We start from the raw sequence: 15,315 nt of genomic DNA, 5'->3' as shown, positions 1-15,315 counted from the left end.
CCTTCGCCGGGCCCGGCCTGTGCACCGAGTTCTGCGCCACGGTCGTCGACTCGCCGGCGCAACAGCCGTGGCGCAGAAGCGGCGCAATGGGTGAACGTGCGTAAACTCCGGCCTGTGGCGATCAGCGACGAGGACCTCGACCGGCTCGGCCGCTGTGTCGAATTGGCGCAGGCGGCGCTGGACGCCGGCGACGAGCCGTTCGGGTCGGTTCTGGTGAGCTCGGACGGCCGGACCCTGTTCGAGGATCACAACCACGTGAAGGACGGCGACGCCACCGCCCATCCCGAGTTCGCCATTGCGCGCTGGTCGGTCGAGAACCTGTCGCCGGCCGAACGCGCCGCCGCCACCGTGTACACCTCGGGTGAGCACTGCCCGATGTGCTCGGCGGCTCACGCATGGGTGGGGCTCGGACGCATCGTCTACGCGGCGTCCTCGGCTCAGCTCAGCGGATGGCTCGGCGAATGGGGTGTCCAACCGCCGCCCGTCGCCGCGCTACCGATCACCGCGGTGGCGCCGCGCGTCGTCGTCGACGGACCCGCGCCCACGCTGGCCGAGCCGATGAAGGCGCTCTACCGGGCGAAGTTCGCATGACCGGGACACGCGGGCACAGGGCCACCGACCCGGCGTGGGTGCAACACGTCATCTGGTGGCATCTCTATCCGCTGGGCTTCGTCGGCGCATTCCCCGCCGACCCGCCGCCCACCGCCGCCGAGCATCGGCTGCGCCGCATCGTCGAGTGGTTCGACCATGCCATCGACCTGGGTGCGTCCGGCGTCGCGCTCGGCCCGGTGTTCGCCTCCCGGACCCACGGCTACGACACCACCGACCACTACCGCGTTGATCCCCGATTGGGCGACGACGAGGATTTCGACCACCTGATCGCCGAGGCGCACCGGCGCGGGCTGCGCGTGCTGCTCGACGGTGTGTTCAACCACGTGGGGACGGAGTTTCCCCGGTACCTCGAAGCGCGGGCCAACCCGCCGGATCATCCGTCGTCGGCATGGTTTCAGCGGACCGGCGATGGGTTCGGCACCTTCGAAGGCCACGGCGACCTGATCGCCCTCGACCACGGAAACCCCGAGGTCATCGACTACACCGTCGACGTGATGAAGCACTGGCTGCGCCGGGGTGCGGACGGCTGGCGCCTGGACGCCGCCTACGCGGTGCCGGACCGGTTCTGGCGGCGGGTGCTGCCGAAGGTCCGCGAGGAATACGGCGATGCGTGGTTCGTCGGCGAGGTCATCCACGGCGACTATCCGGCGCGGGTGCGCGCGTCACGGTTCGACTCGGTCACCCAGTACGAGCTGTGGAAGGCGATCTGGAGCAGCCTGAACGACGGCAACTTCCACGAACTCGACTGGGCGCTGACCCGGCACAACGAGTTCCTCGACACGTTCGTGCCGATGACGTTCGTCGGCAACCACGACGTCAGCCGCATCGCCAGCCGCCTGGAGAATCCCCGCCACGTCGAGCATGCGCTCGTGCTCTTGTTCACGACGGGCGGGACGCCGAGTGTGTACGCCGGCGACGAGTTGGCCTATCGGGGCGTCAAGGAGGACCGCGCCGGCGGCGACGACGCAGTTCGTCCCGAATTCCCTTCTCCCCCTGCGGTTCTCGACGGTGGCGCCGGTGATGCGTTCCGGCTGCACCAGCATCTGATCGGGCTTCGCCGCAGGCATCCGTGGCTGCACACCGCGACCACCTCGCCGCTCACGCTGGCCAACCGCCAGTACGTGTACCTGTCCAGGCGCGGCTCGGATGCCCTGGTGGTGGCGCTGAACATCGGCGACGAGCCGCTGCACCTTGCGCTGCCCGACCACGGCATCGGCGAAGGCCGCATCGTGGCGGGCTCGGGTGCGCCACCGCAGGATGTCCTCGTGCGGGCGGTGGTCGAACCGGGCGGCTGGCTGGTCATCGCGCCCCACTGAATCAGCGCTGAATCCGCGCTGAAGCCGGGCACGGGCCGGGCACTCAGGTTCCTCGATTCGGCGTCCCGCGCTAGTCTGCACCGATGCTTCGGGCGATCACGCCCGACCAGTGAAAGGTGAGAGACGACATGGCGTCACCGTCTCCCGGGGGCAGCGCCACCTCCGCGACCTCCCTAGAAGCCGCCGGGGAGCCCACTGACGGGACATCCCGAGACGCCCAGGACGGCACCGATCCGGCCGGCCAGCCCGGCCGTGCCCGGTCACGTCGCCGGTTTCTGTCCCGGATCAGCGTGCAGTCCAAGCTCATCGTGATGCTGCTGGTGGCCAGCATCCTGTCGGCCGTGGTGGTGGGCTTCATCGGCTACCAATCGGGCCGTGACTCGCTGCGCGCCGCGGTGTTCGACCGGCTTACGCAGGTACGCGATTCGCAGAGTGTCACGCTGCGCGCCAAGGTCGACGACCTGATGAATTCGCTCACCATCTACACGCACGGGTCGACGACCGTCGACGCCCTCGCCGCGTTCACCCTCGGGTTCGGCGAGTTGGGTGCAACCAACATCACCCCTGCGCAACAGCAGCAGCTCAACGACTATTACCAGCGGTTCGTCGCGGGCACCGAGGAGCTGTCCGGGAAGCGGCTCGACGCCAGGGCGCTGATGCCGACGTCGAATGCCCAGCGCTACCTGCAGGCGCTCTACACCGCGCCGTTCGATTCGAGGGACGACGCCCTTCACCTCGACGATGCGCGTGACGGCAGCCAGTGGACCACCGCGCACGCCCGCTACAACGACTTCTTCCGCGAGATCGTGACCAAGTACGGCTTCGTCGACGCCCTGCTCATCAACGGCGGCGGCGACGTCGTCTACAGCTCGCGCAAGGGTGTCGATCTGGGTACCAACGTCCTCACCGGGCCATTCCGGGAGAGCACTCTTCGGGGAGCGTTCCAGCAGGCCATGGCGTCGAACGCCGTCGATTCCGTGGTGGTCACCGATTTCGAGCGTTACCAGCCCGCCCACAACACTCCGACCGCATGGATGGTGGCACCCGTCGGCATCGACGGCCGCGCCGCGGGTGTGCTGGCCCTGCAGTTTCCGATCACCGGTCTCAACCGCCTGATGACCGTCGGCGAACGCTGGCAGGCGACCGGCATGGGTGAGACCGGCGAAACCTACCTGGCCGGCCCGGACGATCTGATGCGCTCGGACTCGCGGCTCTTCCTGCAGGATCCCCAGGAGTACGAACGTGACGCGGTCAACGCGGGCACTTCCCCGTCCGCCGTCAGCGAGGCCATCAGGCTCGGCAGCACCGTGCTGATCCAGCCGGTGGCCACCGAGGCGGTGAAACGCGCGCAGCGCGGCGAGACGGGCACGCTGATCATCAAGGACTACCTGGGTCACGAGACCCTGCAGGCGTACGCGCCGGTCGACCTGCCCGAGACCGGCCTGCAGTGGTCGATCATCGCCAAGATCGACACGTCGGAAGCGTTCGCCCCCGAAGCGGCATTCACCCGCACACTGGTTCTCACGGCGGCCGCGATCGTCTTCGTCGTCTGCGTCGCGGCCATGCTGCTCGCCCAGGTGTTCGTCCGGCCGATCCGGCGGCTGGAGGCCGGCGCCCGGCGCATCACCCGCGGCGAGTACAACGTGGCGATTCCCGTCGAGGCGCGGGACGAGATCGGCGACCTGACCGCGGCGTTCAACGAGATGAGCCGCAACCTGAGCATCAAGGAGGAATTGCTTGCCGAGCAGCGCAAAGAGAACGACCGGCTGTTGCTGTCGCTGATGCCCGAGCCGGTCGTGCAGCGCTACCGCGAGGGCGAGCAGACGATCGCCCAGGACCACCAGGATGTCACGGTGATCTTCGCCGACATCGTCGGTCTCGACGAGCTGTCCGACGAACTGCCGTCCGAGGAGTCGCTGGCGATCCTCAACGAGCTGCTGCGCCAGGTCGACGCCGCGGCCGAGGGTCTGGGCGTGGAACCGGTGCGCACGCTGCGCAACGGCTACCTGGCGAGCTGCGGGCTCAACGTCCCCCGCCTGGACAACGTGCGGCGCACCGTTGATTTCGCGCTGGAGATGCTGCGCATCATCGAACGGTTCAACGCCGAGACCGGCCGCCGGCTGGGGCTGCGGGCCGGAATCGACACCGGCACCGTCACCACTGGCCTGGTCGGCAGGAGTGCCATCGTCTACGACATGTGGGGCGCCGCGGTCAACCTGGCCTACCAGGTGACGCACGGCTCCCCCCAGCCCGGGGTGTACGTCACCGCCGATGTCTATGAAGTCACCCGCGACACCCGGCGTTTCACCCCTGCCGGCACGGTCAGCGTGGACGGATCCGAGGAACCGATCTGGCGGCTCTCGGAGCGCCAGCAGTGACCGGCATGTTCACCTCGGGGTGGTTCTACTGGGCGATCGGGGTCGCCGTCGGCCTTCCGGTCGGGCTGATCGTGCTCACCGAGTGGCAGCACTTCCTGGTCCGCAGGAAGAGCATCCTGGCCACGCCGGTCGGCCTGATCCGCACCTACATCCTGCCGCTGGCCGCGTTGCTGCTGCTGCTGGTCAAGGGCACGGAGGTGTCGGCGGAAGCGACGTCGGTGCGCGTGGTGGCCACCGTTTTCGCGTTCGTCGTCCTGGTGATCCTGCTGGCGGGGCTCAACGCGACGCTGTTCCAGAGCGCGCCGGAAGGTAGCTGGCGCAGGCGTATGCCCACGATTTTCATCGACGTGGCCCGGTTCGCCTTGATCGCCATCGGCCTGGCGATCATCTTCTCCTACATCTGGGGCGCCAACGTCGGCGGTCTGTTCACCGCGCTCGGCGTGAGCTCCATCGTGCTCGGCCTGGCGCTGCAGAACTCCGTGGGCCAGATCATCTCGGGCCTGCTGGTGCTCTTCGAGCAGCCGTTTCAGCTCGGGGACTGGCTGAACACCCCGACCGCCCGCGGACGCGTCGTCGAGGTCAACTGGCGGGCGACCCACATAGACACGGGCAGCGGGTTGCAGATCATCCCGAACTCGGTGCTGGCGGGGGCGTCGTTCACGAACCTGAGTAGACCAGCCGGGGCGCACTCCATCACCATCGACACCACGTTTGCGCTCGACGATCCGCCCGATGATGTATGCGCGATGCTCAACCGGATGGCGAGCATGCTGCCGCAGCGTAGACCGGACGCCACGCCGGTCAGTGTCGTCTCGCGCGCCACCGAGTTCAGCACCACCGAGTTCCACACCACCGTCGCGCTGCGGTCCCCGGCCGACGACGGTCCCGCGCGAGCCATGTTCCTGCGCTGGGTCTGGTACGCGGCCCGCCGCGACGGCCTGCACCTCGACGCATCCACCGACACGTTCTCCACCCCGGAGCGGATCGAGAAGGCGTTGCAGCTGATCGCCCCGCGGCTGCGGCTGAGCCTGACCGACCAGCAGGGCCTGGTCGCCTACGCGACCATGGTGCGCTACGGCGCCGATGAGATCCTGCAGCACATCGGCGAGGTGCCCGACGCGATGTTGTTCGTGGTCGAAGGACGGGTCCGGCTGACGGCCACCGCCGACGACGGCTCACCGGTTGTGGTGGGCACGCTGGAGGATGGGGCGTTCCTGGGGCAGAGCGCGCTGACCCGGCAGCCGGTGCTCGCCGGTGCCTATGCGCTGGAGCCCGTCACGGTGCTGCGCATCGCTCGCGAACGCATGGAGGAGTTGGTGCTGCACAAGCCGGTGCTGCTCCAGGAGATCGGCCGGGCGATCGAGAGCCGCAGGGCCAACGTCGAGCGCGCGCTTGCAGCCGCCCGGGAATGATCGCCGCCTCTGCTATTGCAGTTTGCCTTCGCAGTTTGCTACTGCGCACCCGCCCCGGCGTGATCGACGGCACCGACGATCCGTCGCTCGCCGCGGCGATGTGTCGGCTTGAGTACCTATCGGCCCTGATCACGCCCTCATGAGCCGACGCCGCCCTTCCGTCAGCTGGCACCTCGTCCATACCTCTGTTCACACAGGTCACATCGGGAATTGATCTGACTCGAGTCCGCGCCGAGTCGGAATCGTTAGCCAACCGCGACGTCGGCGCTCGGCGTTGAGTCCGGGGACGGCGTCGCCCTGCGTGTTTCACTAACGCACGAAAGCGACGGCACTGCTTGGTGGAACGCGAAGAAAGGTGGGTTGGTTGCCGTTATGAAGTTCATCAGGAAGATGCACGCCGCAGCAGCGCGGAGGTGGTCGCGCCGGCTCGTGGTGAGCGCCGTTACGGCGCTGATACTGCCTGGGCTGATCGGCTTCGCGGGGGGTTCGGCAACCGCCGGGGCGTTCTCGAGGCCCGGCCTTCCGGTCGAATACCTCGATGTGTTCTCGCCGGCGATGAACCGCGATATCAGGGTGCAGTTCCAGGGCGGGGGGCCGCACGCGGTCTACCTGCTCGACGGGCTGCGCGCCCAGGACGACTTCAGCGGCTGGGACATCAACACCCCGGCGTTCGAGTGGTACTACGAGTCCGGACTGTCGGTGGTCATGCCGGTCGGCGGCCAGTCCAGCTTCTACACCGACTGGTACCAGCCGTCCCGTGGCAACGGACAGAACTACACGTACAAGTGGGAGACCTTCATGACCCAGGAGCTGCCGGCCTGGCTGGAGGCCAACCGGGGGGTCTCCCAGACCGGCAACGCCGTCGTCGGCATCTCGATGGCGGGCAGCTCGGCGCTGACCTATGCGATCTACTACCCGCAGAAGTTCATCTACGCGGGTTCGCTGTCGGGCTTCCTCAACCCGTCCGAGGGCTGGTGGCCGACGCTGATCGGACTGGCCATGACCGATGCGGGTGGCTACAACGCCGAGAGCATGTGGGGCCCGACCAGCGACCCGGCCTGGCGGCGCAACGACCCGATGGTCAACGTCAACCAGCTGGTGGCCAACAACACCAGGATCTGGGTCTACTGCGGCACCGGCACCCCGTCGGAGCTCGACGCGGGCAGCTCGGGTGGCGGTCTTGCGTCGGCCCAGTTCCTCGAAGGGTTCACGCTGCGCACCAACCAGACCTTCCGCGACAACTACATCGCCGCGGGCGGCACCAACGGCGTGTTCAACTTCCCGCCGAACGGGACGCACAGCTGGGGCTACTGGGGTCAGCAGCTGCTGGATATGAAGCCCGACATCCAGCGGGTGCTCGGAGCCCAGGCGGCCGCCTGACCCCGTTTGATCCCACCGAGAACCCGGAAGCCTGCCGTCCCCCCGCGGCAGGCTTCCGGCCGTTTCGCGCCGAGCGCAACACCGCCTCGCGTGGGAACAAACCCGGCCCCACCAAGGTTGAGCGCGGCAGGCTGAACTTTGGAGGTTTGATGTCTGATATCACGACAGTGCCGGTGTTGTTCTCGGGTGAGGCGATCGTGCTGCCCGGCATGGTGGTTCCGATCGAGCTCGACGACGCCGCACGCGCCGCGGTGGATGCGGCACGGGCCAGCGAGTCCGGCAAGCTGCTGATCGCGCCGCGCCTGGATGACCGCTACCCGTCCTACGGCGTCATCGCATCGATCGTGCAGATCGGCCGGATCGCCGGAGGCGCCCCGTCGGCGACGCTCGGGCAGGGCGGGGCTGGAATGGCGGCAGTGGTGCGCGGGGAGCGTCGCGCGCATATCGGCGCGGGTGCGGCCGGCCCGGGTGCGGCGCTGTGGGTCGAGGTGACCGAGGTCGCCGAGGGCGAGCCCACCGACGAAACCCGGGCGCTCGCCGCGGAATACAAGAAGCTGCTGCTGGCCATGCTCCAGCGGCGGGAGGCATGGCAGATCGTCGACGTCGTCAACCAGCTGAGCGACCCGTCGGCGCTTGCCGATACCGCCGGATACGCGTCGTACCTGACCCAGGTGCAGAAGCGTCAGCTGCTGGAGACGCCGGATGTGGCCGAGCGGCTGGGGGTGCTGATCGAGTGGATCGGCGACCACCTGGCCGAGGTCGAGGTGAACGACAAGATCGCCTCGGACGTGCGGTCCGGTATGGAGAAACAGCAGAAGGAGTTCCTGCTGCGCCAGCAGCTGAACGCGATCCGCAAGGAGCTCGGGGAGTTGGGCTCCGACGGCGAACCGGGCAACGATGACTACCGGGCCCGCGTCGAGGCGGCCGATCTGCCCGAGAAGGTCCGCGAGGCGGCGCTACGCGAGGTCGGGAAGCTGGAACGTGCCAGCGAGCAGAGTCCCGAGGGCGGCTGGATCCGCACCTGGCTGGACACCGTGCTCGACCTGCCCTGGAATGTGCGCACCGAGGATTCGACGGATCTGACGTCCGCCAGGGAGATCCTCGACGCCGACCACCACGGGCTGGAGGACGTCAAGGACCGCATCGTCGAATACCTGGCGGTGCGGGCGCGCCGCACCCAGCGCGGTATGGCGGTCGTCGGCGGCCGCGGTTCGGGTGCCGTGATGGTGCTGGCCGGTCCGCCGGGCGTCGGCAAGACGTCGTTGGGCGAATCCGTCGCGCGGGCGCTGGGCCGCAAGTTCGTCCGGGTGGCGCTGGGCGGTGTGCGCGACGAGGCCGAGATCCGCGGCCACCGGCGCACCTACGTCGGCGCGTTGCCCGGCCGTATCGTGCGGGCCATCGGCGAGGCGGGCTCGATGAATCCCGTTGTGCTGCTGGACGAGATCGACAAGGTGGGCTCCGACTACCGCGGCGACCCCAGCGCGGCGCTGCTGGAGGTGCTCGACCCGGCGCAGAACCACACGTTCCGCGACCACTACCTCGATCTGGATCTGGACCTCTCCGATGTGGTGTTCCTGGCCACCGCCAACGTGATCGAGAACATCCCGTCGGCGCTGCTGGACCGGATGGAGCTGGTGACGATCGACGGCTACACCGAGGACGACAAGGTCGCGATCGCCCGCGATTATCTGCTGCCCCGGCAGCGAGAACGCGCGGCGCTGACCGCCGAGGAGGTCATGGTGACGGATGCCGCGTTGCGCAAGATCGCCGCCGACTACACCCGCGAACCGGGTGTGCGGCAGTTCGAGCGGCTGCTGGCCAAGGCGTTGCGCAAGGTGACCACCAAGCTGGCGGAGAACGTTGATGCGTTGACCATCGACGAGTCGGATCTCGTTGGCTACCTGGGCCGTCCGCGGTTCACGCCGGAGTCGGCGGAGCGCACGGCGGTGCCGGGCGTTGCGACGGGGCTGGCGGTCACCGGTCTCGGCGGTGACGTCCTCTACATCGAGGCAGGTGCGACCGACGGCGAGCCCGGATTGCAGCTGACCGGGCAGCTGGGCGATGTGATGAAGGAGTCGGCGCAGATCGCGCTGTCCTACGTCCGCTCGCATGCCGCGCAGCTCGGAGTGGACGCCGCCGTACTGGACCGCCGCATCCACGTGCACGTGCCCGCGGGCGCGGTGCCCAAGGACGGTCCGTCCGCTGGTGTCACGATGGTCACGGCGCTGGTGTCGATGGCGACCGGAAGGCAGGTCCGCTCCGATGTCGGGATGACCGGCGAGGTGACGCTCAACGGGCGGGTGCTGCCCATCGGCGGAGTGAAGCAGAAGTTGCTCGCAGCCCAGCGCGCCGGTCTGTCAACGGTTTTCATACCCCAACGCAACGAAGCGGACCTGGATGATGTGCCTGCCGAGGTGCTCGAGGCGCTGCGGGTGCTGCCGATGACCGACGTCGCCGATATCGTCGCGCGGGCGCTGGAGCCGGCAGCGGCTGCGACGGTTGCGGCCTGACACTTCGAAATAGCGCTGGGGGCTGTGATTCGACACGGATCGCAGCCTTCAGTGCTATCTGGGCTATCTGGGCTATGTGAGTACGATCCAGGGCCATGCCAGAACGTGGTCAGCCGCTGCGCAAGCTGGGTTTCCTGACGATCGGCCGGTTCCACCCGGCCGATCCAGGACCCGGCCACGAGGAGACCCTGCGGGTGATTCAGCGGGCCGAGACATTGGGTTTCGACACCGTCTGGGTCCGCCAGCGGCATCTGCAGCCGGGCATCTCCTCCCCGGTGGCGCTGCTGGCCGCCGCGACGCAGCGCACCTCCCGGATCGAACTGGGCACCGCGGTGATACCGCTGGGTCTGGAGAACCCGATGCGCCTGGCCGAGGACCTCGCGACCGTCGACATACTGTCCGGGGGCAGGCTCAACGCCGGGGTGTCGGTCGGTGTGCCGATGCTCTACGACCATTTCCGCACCCGGCTTTATCCGGAAACCCATGAGGTGGAGAACTTCTCGAAGGACCGAGTGGTGCGGCTGCTCGAATGCCTACGGGGTGACCCGGTGAGCGATTTCGAGGGCACCATTGGTATCGAGCAATTCTCCCGCATCGTTCAGCCGCACTCGCCCGGTCTGGTGAGCCGGGTCTGGTACGGCGGTGGGCTGCAGTCGGCGATCTGGGCGGCCCGACAGGGCATCAACTATATGACCAGCAACGTCGTGAGCATAGAAGGCAGCACCTCGCGCGACTTCGCGACCATCCAGGCCGAGCACATCGACGCCTTCCGAGCGGGCCACGTCAGACCCGAAAGCGCCAGGGTGTCACAGGGTTTGGTGGTCATCCCGACGGACTCGGCGACTGCTGCGCAGGCCGAGAAGTATCGCGCCTACGCGGCGGCCCGATACGAGCGGACCACCACGCCGCAGGGCCCGCGCGGCATGATGTTCTCCCCCGACTACGTTGGCACGTCCGACGAACTCGCCGACGCCCTGTTCGGACACGCCGGGTTCCGGCGGGCCGACGAGATCGCGTTCGCGCTTCCGTTCACCTTCGACGAGGATGACTACGTACAGATCGTGACGGACATGGCAGAACACCTCGGACCCAGGCTGGGGTGGACACCAAAGGGGGTGGAGCACAGGTGAGCTCCTTGACGCAGATCAAGCGAAGGATCGTGCACAACCTGCAGCGCCATATCGTCAACCCGATCGGGCGCCGGTCGTCGGCGACGATGATCGAGACGGTCGGGCGCAAATCCGGGCAGCCGCGGCTCACCGCCGTCGGCGGTCACCTCGACGGGGACGTCTTCTGGCTGGTGTCCGAACACGGCGAATACTCCGATTACGTCAAGAACATCAAGGCCAATCCCGCGGTGCGCGTGCGCCTGCGCGGCCAGTGGCGCACCGGCACCGCCCACCTGCTGCCCGACGACGATCCGCACGCGCGGCTGCGGGATCAGCCCACCTCCAACAGCGCGGTTGTGCGTGCGCTGGGCACCGACCTGCTCACCATCCGAGTCGATCTGGACTGACGGAACCCATGGCCTTCGACGCCGACCTCGCCGATCGGATCCGCGAACTGCTCGCGCGCGAACGCGGCGTCGACGAGAAGTACATGTTCGGTGGCCTGGCATTCCTGCTCGGCGGCCACATGGCCGTCGCGGTCAGTGGCAAGGGCGGATTGTTGGCGCGGATCGCCGCAGACGAGGCGGACGACTTGTTACAGCAAGCGCACGTGGAGCCCATGGTGATGGCGGGCAGACCCACCAAGGGGTGGGTGCGGGTCAGCGCCGACGGGATCGCGACCGAACGCCAGCTCCGTGTGTGGGTGGACCGCAGCGTCGCCTACGTCAAGAGCCTGCCCCCGAAGTGAGGTTTGCCGACCAGGGCGTGTCTCCCAATTTTGTTGTGCCGCACTCGGTCTCGATTGAGCCCTGCTCGGCTGTGGTGTCTTTGGTTGGCCGACGCGTGTTCGGTTGGCTACGCGGCGGGTGCTGTGACGTCAGTGGTCGGGGTCGTGCTCGTTGTCCTCTGTTCGGGTGTGTTGGGTTCCCGGGTTCCTCGTTGGGTTGCCCGGGCCTGGGGCAGCCCCGTGCGGCCTTCTTCTCCCTGGGTTCCTCATTTGGTTACCCGGGCGCGGGTCAGCCCATTGCGGCCTTGGTTAGTTACCCGGGTTCCTCGGGTTCGCCGGGTTTCTCGGTGGTGGGGTTGAGGAGGCGTTCGGGGTGGTGGAGGTTATTCACCCGGGTTTGGCCGGTGTCGAGGTCAGGTGGGGGGATCCATTCGATGAGGCCGTCGTCGCGGGTGTGGGTGGTCCATGCGGTGGTTTCGATGAGCCGGTTATCCGGCCCGCACGCCAGGGTGAGGTCATCGATGTCGGTCTGCCCGTTGTCGGCCCAGCCGGCGACGTGGTGGGCTTGGGTGTAGTAGCCCCCGGTGGTGCAGCCCGGTTTGGTGCAACCCCGATCCCGCGCCAACAGCACGATGCGCTGCCCAGCCGACGCCAACCGCTTCGTGCGGCCCAAATACAGGGGCAACTGGCGGTGGTTGTCGAACACGACCAGGTAGTGGTGGGCGTGGCTGGCCAGGCGCACCACCTCACGCATCGGCACCACAGTCCCTCCGGCGGTCAGGGCGTAGCCGGTGGGACCGGGCCGCAGATGCTGGGCCGCCTCCAACTCGGCCAGGGTGGTGGTGATGATGAGGGTGGCGGGCAGCCCGTGGTGCTGGCCTAACTGTCCGGAGGCCAGCATCGCGCGGCCCATCGCGGTCAGGGCGTCGTGGTTGCGTTGGGCCGGGGTGCGCACATCGCGGCGGATCTGCTCTTCGCTGGGCTGGCCGTCCACGACGGGATGGTCGTTGTCGGGGTTGGCCATGCCGGGTGCGGCCAGTTTGGCCAGGACGGCTTCCAGGGTGGCCCGCGCCATCGGGTCGAGGTAGCCGGTCAACGCCGACATGCCGTCGGCGCCCTGTTTGCCGAGGGTGAGGGCACGTTTGCGGGCCCGGTCCCGGTCGTCGGGCAGGGCGCCGTCGGGGTCCAATAGCGCGGCCAGGCGGGTGGCCGCCTGGCGTAAGCCTTCGGGACGCTGCCCGGCGGCGATACCGGCCAAACTCGCTTCCGCACAGTCGCGAGTCTCGGCGTCGACGGCCTGCGGTAGGTGATGGAAGAACTTGCGCATGATGCTGATGTGTTCGGCGTTGAGCTGCCCGGCGGCTTGGGCGGCGGCGGTGGCCGCCAACCGCGGCGCCAACGGCTCCCCGGTCAGGGCGCGGCGCGGACCCAGATCCTCAGCCTCGGCCAGGCGGCGCCGCGCCTCACCCGAGGAGAGGCGCAGCCGTTCGGCCAGCACATCGGCCCAGGACTTGGCGCCCAACGCGATCGGGGAGACGTGTGAGACCAGGTGGGCCAGCACCCGGTGGTCCAGGGCGGGTTGGCGCCGGCGTAACACCTCCAGTCGGTCCAGCACCGTCAACTGCTCGGGGTGGGACAGCGACTGCAGCGGCAGACCGGTCAGGGTGTCGAACGCGGCGTCCAGCGCGTCGAGCGCTGCGACCACCTCCGACATCCCCATGGATAGAACACTAGTTCGAACCACCGACAAAATTCAGCCCGGAATACGACCACTACAACCACCGAGACACGTGACGGCCAGCTGTGTCCTTGCGAATCCAGTCTTCGATCGGATCGCGCACCCGACCACCACCCCGGAGGCGCGGAGAGCTATCGAGTTGGCACCGTTCACCGCCGCTTAAGCCCAGAGCCGTTCGCCGCTGCGCTGACGGCGTCGGAACGGCATGATCATGGCGTGAATCCACGCAGCGGACGGGAGTCGGGAGCCGCGGCATGTCCGCTGCGACGCTGAGCCTGCTCATCCTGGCGGTCGCGGTCGTCCTGTTCGTCTGGAATCGGCTGCCGGTCGAGATCGTGGCGGTGGGCTGCGCGCTGACCTTGCTGTTCGCCGGGTTGATCGACGTGCAGACGGCGTTCAGCGGGTTCGGCGATCCCGTCATCGTGTTCATCGCCGCGATGTTCATCGTCGGCGAGGGTTTGGAGGCCTCTGGCGTCACGGCGTGGATCAGCGACACCCTGTCGCGCGTCGGCGGCAGCACCTATCGACGGCTGCTCGTGACCGTGATGGGGCTGGCCGCGTTGGTGAGCGCGGTGATCACGGTCACGGGGTCAGCGGCGGCGCTGCTGCCGGTCACGGTGGCCGTCGCGCGCAGTGCGCGGCTGCGTCCGTCGCGGGTACTCATCCCCCTGGCCTTCGCGGCGAGCGCCGGGTCGCTGTTGACGATGAGCGGCAGCCCGGTCAATGTGATCGTGCACGAAGCCTCCCTCGGCGGGGACGGCGGCGGTTTCGGCTATCTGGAGTTCGGCCTGATCGGCGTCCCGGCAGTCGCCGCGACCATCCTGGTCTGCGTGCTGTTCGGCAGATTGTTGGTGCCGGATCGAACGCCGACCGAGGCACCCGTCGACTTCACCGACTACGTACCCACCCTCGTCGAACACTGGGGTGCCGACTATCGCGTGTGGCGACTCACGGTGGCCGCCGGAGCACCCGCGGTGGGCGCGCAGGCCGGCGACGTGCTCGGCGAGTCCGGTGTGCGGCTGATCGCAGCGCAGACGGCGTCGGGGCGGTTGGCGAACAGCGATCAACCGCTCGGTGTCGGCGACAGCATCGTCGTCGACGGCGACGGCCGTGCGGTGGCGGCGCTTGCAGCCGAGCAGCGCCTCACTCTGACCCAGGTCGTCGACGTGAGCGACGGCGATCTCATCAACCGGACCGCCGGGGTCGCCGAGGTGGTCATCCCCCCGCGATCGGAATGGCTCGAGTGCCCGGTATTCCCCGGGATGCTCGGCTGGAACGGGCTGACTGTGCTGGCGGTACGCCGTCGCAACGCCGATAGGGGGCCGCGGGTCACGACGCTCGAGCCCGGCGACATGCTGCTCATGCACGGGCAGTGGGACGCGATCGATGGCCTCGACAGCCACGACATGCTCGTCGTCGAATCCGCGGACGATGTACGGCGACAGACGGTTCCGCTGGGCCCGACCGCATCACGGGCTATCGGGATCCTGGCGGTGATGGTGATCCTGCTCGCGATCGGCGTCATGCCCGCCGCGGTGGTCGCCGTGCTCGCCGCCGGGGCCATGGTGCTCGCCCGTGTGGTGCGACTGGAACGGGCCTACCGGGCCATCCCATGGCAGACGGTGATCCTGATCGCCGCTCTGATCCCTTTGTCGGATGCGATATCGTCCAGCGGCGCCGCCGACGCGATCGCGCGGCCGATCGTCGACGCCGTCGGGGATGCCAATCCGGTGCTGATTCTGGCCATCCTGTTCCTGCTCACGGCCACGCTGGGTCAGTTCATCTCGAACGTGGCGACCGTGCTGATCGTCGTGCCGATCGCGCTGTCGACCGCCGCCGAGACGGGATTGTCGGTGCAGCCGATTCTGATGACGGTGGCGGTGGCCGGTGCGGCCGCCCTGCTCACCCCGATCGCGACGCCCGCCAACCTGATCGTCATGAATCCCGGCGGCTACCGGTTCGGCGACTACTGGCGGCTGGGTCTGGCGGTCATGCTCACCTGGCTGGTCCTGGCGCTGTTGCTGATCCCGCTGTTCTGGCCGTTGACTGGCTAGCCATTGGATCGCCGCGTGATCGCGGTAATCCGGCTACGCCTCGAAGACCTTCATCACTTCGTCGCCATAGTCATTGATC

Annotated in this window: 11 protein-coding genes; 10 read left to right on the top strand and 1 reads right to left on the bottom strand. The window is 68.2% G+C overall.

Features of this window, described 5'->3' with window-relative positions; genetic code table 11:
- The first annotated feature begins 114 nt into the window (after positions 1 to 114).
- From ADBZ6K_RS19385 to ADBZ6K_RS19345, 9 genes are all read left to right on the top strand, one after another.
- Complete coding sequence (locus tag ADBZ6K_RS19385; protein WP_526349641.1) at positions 115 to 591, top strand: nucleoside deaminase; 477 nt, start codon at positions 115 to 117, stop codon at positions 589 to 591.
- On the top strand, positions 588 to 1,928 hold the full coding sequence (locus ADBZ6K_RS19380) for an alpha-amylase family protein (protein ID WP_526349639.1): 1,341 nt from the start codon (positions 588 to 590) through the stop codon (positions 1,926 to 1,928). Before ADBZ6K_RS19385 ends, ADBZ6K_RS19380 begins: the two co-directional genes overlap by 4 nt.
- A 128-nt stretch (positions 1,929 to 2,056) precedes the next feature.
- Positions 2,057 to 4,306, top strand: a complete 2,250-nt coding sequence (locus tag ADBZ6K_RS19375) for an adenylate/guanylate cyclase domain-containing protein (RefSeq protein ID WP_526349637.1) — start codon at positions 2,057 to 2,059, stop codon at positions 4,304 to 4,306.
- A gap of 5 nt (positions 4,307 to 4,311) precedes the next feature.
- Positions 4,312 to 5,718 (top strand): mechanosensitive ion channel domain-containing protein, encoded by a 1,407-nt coding sequence (locus ADBZ6K_RS19370; protein WP_526349687.1) that lies wholly within the window; start codon positions 4,312 to 4,314, stop codon positions 5,716 to 5,718.
- Positions 5,719 to 6,090: 372 nt separating this feature from the next.
- Complete coding sequence (locus tag ADBZ6K_RS19365) at positions 6,091 to 7,098, top strand: alpha/beta hydrolase (protein ID WP_526349635.1); 1,008 nt, start codon at positions 6,091 to 6,093, stop codon at positions 7,096 to 7,098.
- A gap of 149 nt (positions 7,099 to 7,247) precedes the next feature.
- Complete coding sequence (gene lon / locus ADBZ6K_RS19360; protein WP_526349633.1) at positions 7,248 to 9,608, top strand: endopeptidase La; 2,361 nt, start codon at positions 7,248 to 7,250, stop codon at positions 9,606 to 9,608.
- Between the two features lie 95 nt (positions 9,609 to 9,703).
- Positions 9,704 to 10,738 (top strand): LLM class flavin-dependent oxidoreductase, encoded by a 1,035-nt coding sequence (locus ADBZ6K_RS19355; protein ID WP_526349631.1) that lies wholly within the window; start codon positions 9,704 to 9,706, stop codon positions 10,736 to 10,738.
- Complete coding sequence (locus ADBZ6K_RS19350) at positions 10,735 to 11,124, top strand: nitroreductase/quinone reductase family protein (RefSeq protein WP_526349629.1); 390 nt, start codon at positions 10,735 to 10,737, stop codon at positions 11,122 to 11,124. Before ADBZ6K_RS19355 ends, ADBZ6K_RS19350 begins: the two co-directional genes overlap by 4 nt.
- Before the next feature lie 8 nt (positions 11,125 to 11,132).
- Positions 11,133 to 11,465, top strand: a complete 333-nt coding sequence (locus tag ADBZ6K_RS19345; RefSeq protein WP_526349627.1) for a TfoX/Sxy family protein — start codon at positions 11,133 to 11,135, stop codon at positions 11,463 to 11,465.
- Between the two features lie 292 nt (positions 11,466 to 11,757).
- Here the strand turns inward: ADBZ6K_RS19345 and ADBZ6K_RS19340 are convergent, their stop codons facing one another.
- A complete protein-coding gene (locus ADBZ6K_RS19340) occupies positions 11,758 to 13,164 on the bottom strand; it encodes an HNH endonuclease signature motif containing protein (protein WP_526349625.1) in 1,407 nt (468 codons plus the stop codon).
- Positions 13,165 to 13,436: 272 nt separating this feature from the next.
- Between ADBZ6K_RS19340 and ADBZ6K_RS19335 the strand changes: the two genes are divergently transcribed.
- Complete coding sequence (locus ADBZ6K_RS19335; protein ID WP_526349623.1) at positions 13,437 to 15,236, top strand: SLC13 family permease; 1,800 nt, start codon at positions 13,437 to 13,439, stop codon at positions 15,234 to 15,236.
- Positions 15,237 to 15,315: the final 79 nt, after the last annotated feature.

It is taken from the genome of Mycobacterium sp. (genome assembly GCF_044223235.1).
Classification (GTDB): Bacteria; Actinomycetota; Actinomycetes; order Mycobacteriales; family Mycobacteriaceae; genus Mycobacterium.
This window is presented reverse-complemented; position numbering and strand designations above follow the sequence as displayed.